This is a genomic window from Streptomyces sp. UH6 (assembly GCF_013421635.1).
Classification (GTDB): Bacteria; Actinomycetota; Actinomycetes; order Streptomycetales; family Streptomycetaceae; genus Streptomyces; species Streptomyces abyssomicinicus.
Genome location: NZ_JACADT010000176.1, coordinates 1 through 8,177 on the forward strand (window position 1 = coordinate 1; position 8,177 = coordinate 8,177).

The 8,177-nt window shown below is 71.3% G+C and carries 10 protein-coding genes; 8 read left to right on the forward strand and 2 right to left on the reverse strand.

The genetic code is table 11. From position 1 onward, the window contains the following. Both HW445_RS11825 and HW445_RS11830 read right to left on the reverse strand, forming a co-directional pair. Positions 1-584, reverse strand: a 584-nt coding sequence (locus HW445_RS11825; RefSeq protein ID WP_180220980.1) for an isochorismatase family protein, incomplete at its 3' end; no start/stop codon positions are given. Positions 585-696: 112 nt separating this feature from the next. Further along, entirely contained in the window at positions 697-2,028 is a 1,332-nt protein-coding gene (locus tag HW445_RS11830; RefSeq protein ID WP_180220981.1) for a nicotinate phosphoribosyltransferase, read from the reverse strand. Between the two features lie 118 nt (positions 2,029-2,146). Between HW445_RS11830 and clpS the strand changes: the two genes are divergently transcribed. From clpS to HW445_RS11865, 8 genes are all read left to right on the forward strand, one after another. Next, positions 2,147-2,470 (forward strand): ATP-dependent Clp protease adapter ClpS, encoded by a 324-nt coding sequence (gene clpS / locus HW445_RS11835; protein ID WP_180220982.1) that lies wholly within the window; start codon positions 2,147-2,149, stop codon positions 2,468-2,470. Between the two features lie 73 nt (positions 2,471-2,543). Beyond that, on the forward strand, positions 2,544-3,161 hold the full coding sequence (locus HW445_RS11840; protein ID WP_180220983.1) for a DUF2017 domain-containing protein: 618 nt from the start codon (positions 2,544-2,546) through the stop codon (positions 3,159-3,161). 335 nt (positions 3,162-3,496) lie between these two features. Next, positions 3,497-4,948, forward strand: coding sequence for an amino acid permease (locus HW445_RS11845; protein WP_180220984.1), 1,452 nt, complete (start codon positions 3,497-3,499; stop codon positions 4,946-4,948). 133 nt (positions 4,949-5,081) lie between these two features. Then, positions 5,082-5,513 (forward strand): Mov34/MPN/PAD-1 family protein, encoded by a 432-nt coding sequence (locus HW445_RS11850; protein WP_151775108.1) that lies wholly within the window; start codon positions 5,082-5,084, stop codon positions 5,511-5,513. A 107-nt stretch (positions 5,514-5,620) separates the two neighbouring features. Beyond that, positions 5,621-5,725: a putative leader peptide gene (locus HW445_RS34395; protein WP_369695912.1), complete on the forward strand. Its 105-nt coding sequence runs from the start codon at positions 5,621-5,623 to the stop codon at positions 5,723-5,725. A gap of 150 nt (positions 5,726-5,875) precedes the next feature. Beyond that, the gene (locus HW445_RS11855) at positions 5,876-6,154 is read left to right on the forward strand and encodes a MoaD/ThiS family protein (protein ID WP_180220985.1); all 279 of its coding nucleotides are present in this window, start codon (positions 5,876-5,878) and stop codon (positions 6,152-6,154) included. A 21-nt stretch (positions 6,155-6,175) separates the two neighbouring features. Continuing rightward, the gene (locus HW445_RS11860; RefSeq protein WP_180220986.1) at positions 6,176-7,126 is read left to right on the forward strand and encodes a PLP-dependent cysteine synthase family protein; all 951 of its coding nucleotides are present in this window, start codon (positions 6,176-6,178) and stop codon (positions 7,124-7,126) included. A gap of 293 nt (positions 7,127-7,419) precedes the next feature. Continuing rightward, on the forward strand, positions 7,420-8,172 hold the full coding sequence (locus HW445_RS11865) for an MBL fold metallo-hydrolase (RefSeq protein WP_180220987.1): 753 nt from the start codon (positions 7,420-7,422) through the stop codon (positions 8,170-8,172). Positions 8,173-8,177 lie beyond the last annotated feature (5 nt).

The following is an 8,177-nucleotide window of genomic DNA, read 5'->3' on the forward strand; positions in this document are numbered from 1 at the left end:
ACCGGTTCGCCCGTGAGGTCGACCCCCGCGCCGCGGAGCTCCTCCAGCGCGCGCTCCGTGGTCTGCCGGGCCACCCCCGCCGTGAGGGGGAGCAGCACCCGTGTCCGCAGCCCGGCCTTCACCGCGTCCAGCGCCGTCGCCCGCACGCAGTGGTCGGTGGCGATCCCCACCACGTCGACCTCGTCCACCTCCCGTACACGCAGCCACTCGGCCAGCCCGACCCCGTTCTCGTCGGCGCCCTCGAACCCGCTGTAGGCGGCCGCGTAGGCCCCCTTGTCGAAGACGGCGTCCACCGCCCCGGAGGCCACGGCGGGCGCGAAGTTCGGGTGGAAGCCGACCCCCTCGGTCCCCGCCACGCAGTGCGCCGGCCAGGAGTTCACGAAGTCCGGGTCGTCGGCGAAGTGCCCGCCCGGCGCGACGTGGTGGTCACGCGTGGCCACCACGTGCCGGTAGGCCCCGGCCGGCGCGGCCTGCCCGATCAGCTCGGTGATGGCCGCGGCGACGTCCGCGCCGCCCGCCACCGCCAGGCTGCCCCCCTCGCAGAAGTCGTTCTGCACGTCCACCACGATCAACGCTCGACGCATCGCCCCGCACCAACCCTTCGATCTTCACCGTAGAAAAAACGACCGGAACAGCGACAAGCAGCGACCAGCCGCCGTCGGCTGCATACCCCGGCCCCGTGCCCGCCGCACGTCGTCAGACGACGTACTCCGTGGCGAGGACCGGCTCCCCCCGCGACAGCTGCGTCGCGGACATCGGCAGCGCGCCACGGGCCGCGGCGTGGCGGTCACGGGCGGCCTCCAGCGGCTCACGCCCCACGACCTCGCCCTTGCGCACCAGTTCCACCAGCAGCCGGCCGGCGGACAGCTCCTCGGGGACCTCGCCCGTGCCGATCACCTCCGCCTCCGCCACGCCGTGCGCGTCGAACCGGCGTGCGGCCCACTTGCGTCCGCCCAGGGTCTGCTTGCCGCCGCCCGACCTCTTGGCCACCGGCTCCAGCGGCGCGTCCGCGTCGTCCGAGGTGGCCCGGGCGACCAGCTTGTAGACCATCGAGGCGGTCGGGTGCCCCGAGCCGGTGACCAGCTGGGTGCCCACGCCGTAGGCGTCCACCGGGGCCGCGGCCAGCGAGGCGATGGCGTACTCGTCGAGGTCGGAGGTGACCACGATGCGGGTCTGTCCGGCGCCCAGCTCGTCGAGCTGCTGCCGCACCCGGTGGGCGACCAGCAGCAGGTCGCCGGAGTCGATCCGGACCGCGCCCAGCTCGGGGCCGGCGACCTCCACGGCCAGGGCGACCGCCTCGGCGACGTCGTAGGTGTCCACCAGCAGGGTGGTGCCGCGGCCCAGCGAGTCGACCTGGGCGGTGAAGGCCTCCCGCTCGGTGTCGTGGACCAGGGTGAAGGCGTGCGCGCTGGTGCCGATGGTGGGGATGCCGTAGCGGAACCCGGCGGCCAGGTCCGAGGTGGAGGAGAAGCCGCCGACGTAGGCGGCGCGCGAGGCGGCGACCGCGGCCAGCTCGTGGGTGCGGCGCGCGCCCATCTCCATCAGCGGCCGGCCGCCGGCCGCCGAGGCCATCCGGGAGGCGGCCGCGGCGATCGCGGAGTCGTGGTTGAGGATCGAGAGGATCACCGTCTCCAGCAGCACGCATTCGGCGAAGGTGCCCTCGACCCGCAGGATCGGCGAGCCGGGGAAGTAGACCTCGCCCTCCGGGTAGCCCCAGATGTCGCCCTCGAACCGGTACCGCGACAGCCACTCCAGGGTCGTCGTGTCGACCACGCCGCGCTCCCGGAGGAAGGCCAGCTGGTTCTCGTCGAACCGGAAGTTGCGCACGGCGTCCAGCACCCGGCCGGTGCCGCAGACCACGCCGTAGCGGCGGCCCGCGGGAAGGCGCCGGGTGAAGACCTCGAAGACCGAACGCCGCCCGGCCGTACCGCCCTTGAGGGCCGCCTGCAGCATGGTCAGTTCGTAGTGGTCGGTGAAGAGCGCCGTGGACGGCACGTCCACCGGCAGCCCGAGCTCCGCTGTGTTCATGGAACTGATGCTACCCCCATTTCGTCAATTTGACGATTAGTGTCCGGAGCCAGGTCCGCGGCGATCCGGCGGCGACCCCGGGACCCGGTCCGTGCGGGTACCCACCTGTGGTGGCAGCATGGTTGTTGTGACGTCACCCGCTCCCGCTCCCATGGAAACCGAACGCACCGAGTCGGCCGAGGACGCCTACGCCGTGCCCGAGCCGGACGTCCCCTGGGTCACGATCGTCCACAACGACCCGGTCAACCTGATGAGCTACGTGACCTACGTCTTCCAGACGTACTTCGGTTACTCGAAGGACAAGGCCACCAAGCTGATGATGGACGTCCACCACAAGGGCCGGGCGGTGGTCTCCAGCGGCAGCCGCGAGGAGATGGAGCGCGACGTGCAGGCCATGCACGGTTACGGTCTGTGGGCCACCCTCCAGCAGGACCGCCGGTAAATCCCGTACGGCCCCGGAATTCCCGTACGGGCCCGGACCGACCGCCCGCCGAGCCGAAAAGATCTGCCATCCCATGCCCGGAACCTTCGAACCGCTCCCCGGCGGCGGCGCGGCCGTCGCGCTCGACGACGTCGAGATCTCGATCATCCGGTCGCTGGCCGCCCAGCTCCTGGAGCTGATCGGCCCCGGCCCCGCCGAGGACGCCTCCGCCGACCCGCTCGCCGAACTCTTCGCCGACGGCCCCAGCGAGCCGCCGTCCGACCCGGTCCTGCGCCGGCTCTTCCCGGACGCCTACACCGACCCGGCCAAGTTCCCGGACACCGCCCAGCAGGCCGAGGAGGCCAAGGCGTCCTCCGCGGAGTTCCGCCGCTTCACCGAGAACGACCTGCGGGCCGGCAAGCGGGAGGACGCGCTCGCGGTCGTCCGCGCCCTCGACGAGCTGACGCTGGAGTCCGGCGGCGCGGGGACGGGCGGGGGAGTCCTGAGGCTCACCCCCGAGCACTCCCTGCGGTGGCTGAAGGCGCTCAACGACATCCGCCTCGCCATCGCCGCCCGCCTGGACATCACCGACGAGGAGGACAGCGAGATCCTCTACCGCCTCCCCGACACCGACGAGCGGAAGCCGCTGGTGATGGCCTACCTCTGGCTCGGAGGGCTTCAGGAGAGCCTCGTCGAGACGCTGATGCCCTAGACGGGCGGAACGCCGAAAGGTTGCCCCGACGTTCGGTAAACGGACAGCAAAATCCGATTTCCGGACGCCGTGAATCGGACATAGTGGGAATAATTGGCCGCCGCGCTGTGGAATCCACCACAGCGCGGCGGCATGCTTCTCCGTACCTTTGAGCCAACTTTCTCGCCCCGGCCGGACACCACCCCCTGCCCGCCGGGGCGGCGCCAGCAGGCCCGACCGACCGTCGGCAGGCAGAGAACTCCCCTTGGCCCCCCGCGGGGCATGCAATCCCCGGCCCGGGTCAACAGTCGAAGACGACGTGTGACGGGCCGGTTCCTGGAGAAAGGCGCACCACCATGACCTCATCGCAGGTCGCGAGCAACCACGACGGCAGTGAGGCCGTGCGCGGCGACGCCCCCGAGGAGGGGTACGAGCGAGGGCTCGGCAGCCGGCAGGTCCAGATGATCGCCATCGGCGGCGCCATCGGCGTCGGCCTCTTCCTGGGGGCCGGGGCGAACATCGCCAAGGCCGGCCCCTCCCTGATCCTGATGTACGCCCTCGCGGGTGTGATCATCTTCTTCATCATGCGGGCGCTCGGCGAGCTCCTGCTCTACCGCCCCGTCTCGGGTTCCTTCGCGGAGTACTCCCGGGAGTTCGTCGGCCCGTTCGCCGGTTACTTCACCGGCTGGACGTACTGGCTGATGTGGGTGGTCACCGGCATGGCCGAGCTCACGGCCGCCGCCATCTACATCCACTACTGGTTCCCGGAGATCCCGCAGTGGATCTCGGCGCTGGTCTTCCTGGTCGTCCTCTTCGGCGCCAACCTGATCTCCGTCAAGCTCTTCGGCGAGATCGAGTTCTGGTTCTCGATGGTCAAGGTCACCGCCATCATCGGCATGATCGTGATCGGTCTCGGCGTGCTGACCTTCGGTTTCAGCGCCGCCGGCGACACCGCCCAGGTCTCCAACCTGTGGGCCTTCGACGGCTTCTTCCCCAACGGCATCGGCTCGTCCCTGATGACCCTGCAGGGCGTCATGTTCGCCTACCTGGCCGTCGAGCTGGTCGGCGTCACGGCCGGTGAGTCGGAGAACCCCGAGAAGACCCTGCCCAAGGCGATCAACACCCTGCCGTGGCGCATCGCCCTCTTCTACGTGGGCGCCCTGACCGTCATCCTGTGCGTGGTCAAGTGGACCGAGTTCGCGCCCGACGTGAGCCCGTTCGTCGCCGCCTTCGCCAAGATCGGCATCCCGGCCGGCGCGGCCATCGTGAACTTCGTGGTGCTGACCGCGGCCCTGTCGTCCTGCAACTCCGGCATGTACTCCACCGGCCGCATGCTGCGCACCCTGGCGGACAACGGCGAGGCCCCCAAGGTCTTCAACAAGCTCTCCTCCACCAAGACCCCGGCCGTCGGCATCGCCGTCTCGGTGCTGCTCATGGGCATCGGCGTGGTCCTGAACTACGTCGTCCCGGAGAAGGCCTTCGGCTACGTCACCTCCGTCGCCACCGCGGCCGGCATCTGGACCTGGCTGATGATCTGCATCAGCCACGTGCTCTACCGCCGCGCGGTCGCCGCCGGCCGGGTGCGCGCCTCGTCCTTCCCCGCGCCGGGCGGCTCGGTCTGCAGCTGGATCGCCATCCTCTTCCTGCTGATGGTGACCGTGATGATCGCGCTGAACGCCGAGTCCCGGATCTGCCTCTACGTGATGGCCGGCTGGGCCGTCGCGCTGGGCATCGGCTGGCTGGTCCTCAAGGCCCGCTCGCCGGAGGTCACCCAGCGGCGCGAGGTCGCCCTGGACAAGGTCGGCTGAGCGCACCGCCGGCCGCACCGCCGACGGGACCCCTGACCGGACGGCCCCGGTACCGTCCCGCATTCCGGCCCCGCCGTCTCGCCACGCGAGAGGGCGGGGCCGGCCCGCGTTCGGCACCGCATATCCTGCCGCCATGCTGACCATCACCCAGGCCCTCGTGGACCAGATCGTCGAGCACGCCCGCCGGGACCACCCGGACGAGGCGTGCGGCGTCGTCGCCGGCCCGGTGGGCTCCGGCCGGCCGGAGCGTTTCATCCCCATGCTGAACGCGGCCCGGTCGCCGACCTTCTACGAGTTCGACAGCCAGGACCTGCTGAAGCTCTACCGGGACATGGACGACCGCGACGAGGAGCCGGTCGTCATCTACCACTCCCACACCGCCACCGAGGCCTACCCCTCGCGCACCGACATCTCCTACGCCAACGAGCCCGGCGCCCACTACGTGCTGGTCTCCACGGCCGACGCCGACGGCCTGGGCGAGTTCCAGTTCCGGTCCTACCGGATCGTCGAGGGCGAGGTCACCGAGGAGCCGGTCCGGATCGTGGACGCCCACCCGGCCGCCTGACCTGCGAATCCGCCCCGCGGGCGCTCCGTGTCCGCATCGTGGCCCGAGTCGACCGCAGGGTGAGACGTCCTGTCCGTCAGGCCGTCGGGAATCGATACGATGACCGCATGGTTCTCCACGACGTGAGCGAAATGACGCCGGGCACCCAGCTGCTCGTCGCGCGGCTGCACGTCGACCTGTGCCGCCTGAACAGCGCCCTCTGTCCGCGCTGACCGCGCGTGGCCGCCCCCGGCGGCCCCGAGGCGCCCGGCCGGGCCCGCGTTCCGGCCGAGCCACGGGCCGCCGCCCCGGCAGCAGACCGCGGCAGCGACACCGCCGCACAGCCCCAGCCCGCCGCACCACCATCCGACAGGAGCCCTGACATGGCCATCGAGGTCCGCATCCCCACCATCCTCCGCCAGTACACCGACGGGCAGAAGGCCGTCGAGGGCTCCGGTGAGACCCTCGGCGCCCTCATCACGGACCTCGAGTCCCGCCACCCCGGCATCCAGGCGCGCATCGTGGACGGCGAGCAGCTCCGCCGCTTCGTGAACGTGTACCTCAACGACGAGGACGTCCGTTTCCTCGAGGGCATCGACACCAAGCTCTCCGACGGCGACAGCGTCACCATCCTCCCGGCCGTGGCCGGCGGCATGGCCTGAGCGGGCCGGGTCAGCGGCGACATGCGTTACGACTCCCCGATCGCGGCGGTGGGCGACACCCCCCTGGTGCGCCTGCCGCGGCTCTCCCCGTCCGAGAACGTCCGCATCTGGGCGAAGCTGGAGGACCGCAACCCGACCGGCTCGATCAAGGACCGCCCCGCGCTCCACATGATCGAGCAGGCCGAGAAGGACGGCCGCCTCACGCCCGGCTGCACCATCCTGGAGCCGACCTCCGGGAACACCGGCATCTCGCTCGCCATGGCGGCCAAGCTCAAGGGCTACCGCATCGTCTGCGTGATGCCGGAGAACACCTCCCAGGAGCGGCGCGACCTGCTGGCCATGTGGGGTGCGGAGATCATCCCCAGCCCGGCCGCGGGCGGCTCCAACACCGCCGTGCGGATGGCCAAGGAGCTCTCCGAGCAGCACCCCGACTGGGTGATGCTGTACCAGTACGGCAACCCGGACAACGCGGGCGCCCACTACGCCACCACCGGTCCGGAGATCCTCGCCGACCTCCCCTCGGTCACCCACTTCGTCGCGGGCCTCGGCACCACCGGCACCCTGATGGGCGTCGGCCGCTACCTGCGCGAGCACAAGCCGGACGTGAAGATCGTCGCCGCCGAGCCGCGCTACGACGACCTGGTCTACGGCCTGCGCAACCTCGACGAGGGCTTCGTCCCCGAGCTGTACGACGCCTCGGTGCTGACCACCCGCTACTCGGTGGGCTCCGCCGACGCGGTCGTGCGCACCCGGGAGCTGCTCCAGTTCGAGGGCATCTTCGCGGGCATCTCCACCGGCGCCTCCCTGCACGCCGCCATCGGCGTCGGGAAGAAGGCGCTCAAGGCCGGCGAGGAGGCCGACATCGTCTTCGTGGTCGCCGACGGCGGCTGGAAGTACCTGTCCACCGGCGTCTACACGGCGGCGACCACCGACGAGGCGGTCGCGACGCTTCAGGGCCAGCTCTGGGCCTGACCGGGCGCACTCCCGCGCGGGCGGGAACGGCGGCGGACCCGTGGCCGGGTCCGGTCGCGGACCCGCGCGGCACGCACGACACGGCGGCCGGCGCCCCCTGCGGGGGGTGCCGGCCGCCGTCGTGCGCGCCCCGTGCGCCCCTTGTGCCCCACGACCAGCCGAACCGGTGACAAGGCAGGTGAGTTCCCCCACAACGGAGCCTCGGCGAGGAGCCACGGGCGTTCCGGCGGCTTAGTCTCGACGGACCGTACGAGCCCCGTCGTCCCACCCCTGCCTACGGAGGTTCCCGCTCCATGAAGCTCACCGTCGTCGGCTGCTCGGGGTCGTTCCCCTCCACGGAATCGGCCTGCTCGAGCTACCTCGTCGAGGCCGACGGCTTCCGGCTGCTCCTCGACATGGGCAACGGCGCCCTCGGCGAGCTGCAGCGTCACATCAGCCTGTACGACCTGGACGCGATCTTCCTCAGCCATCTGCACGCCGACCACTGCATCGACATGTGCGCCTACTTCGTGGTCCGGTACTACCGGCCGGACGGCGGCCGCTGCGAGCCGATCCCGGTCTTCGGACCCGAGGGCACCGAGCACCACCTCACCACCGCGCACGCGGACACGCCCTCGGCCAGCTCGATGAGCGAGGTCTTCGACTTCCACACGGTCAAGCCCGGCACCTTCGAGATCGGCCCGTTCACCGTGCACACCGAGCTGATGGCGCACCCCGTCGAGGCGTACGGCATCCGCGTCGAGCACGGCGGCAGTTCGCTGACCTACTCCGGCGACACCGGGCCCTTCCCGGCGCTGGAGGACCTCGCCCGCGACACCGACCTGTTCCTCTGCGAGGCCGCGTTCGCCGACGGCCGGGAGGAGATCCCCGACCTGCACCTCAACGGCCGCCAGGCCGGTGAGGTCGCGACGCGCGCCGGGGCGCGCAGGCTGGTCCTCACCCACATCGCGCCCTGGACCGACGCCCAGGCCAACCTGGCCGCCGCTGCGCGGGCCTACCGGGGGCCGGTCGAGCTGGCGAAGGCCGGCGCCGTCTACGACATCTGACGCGA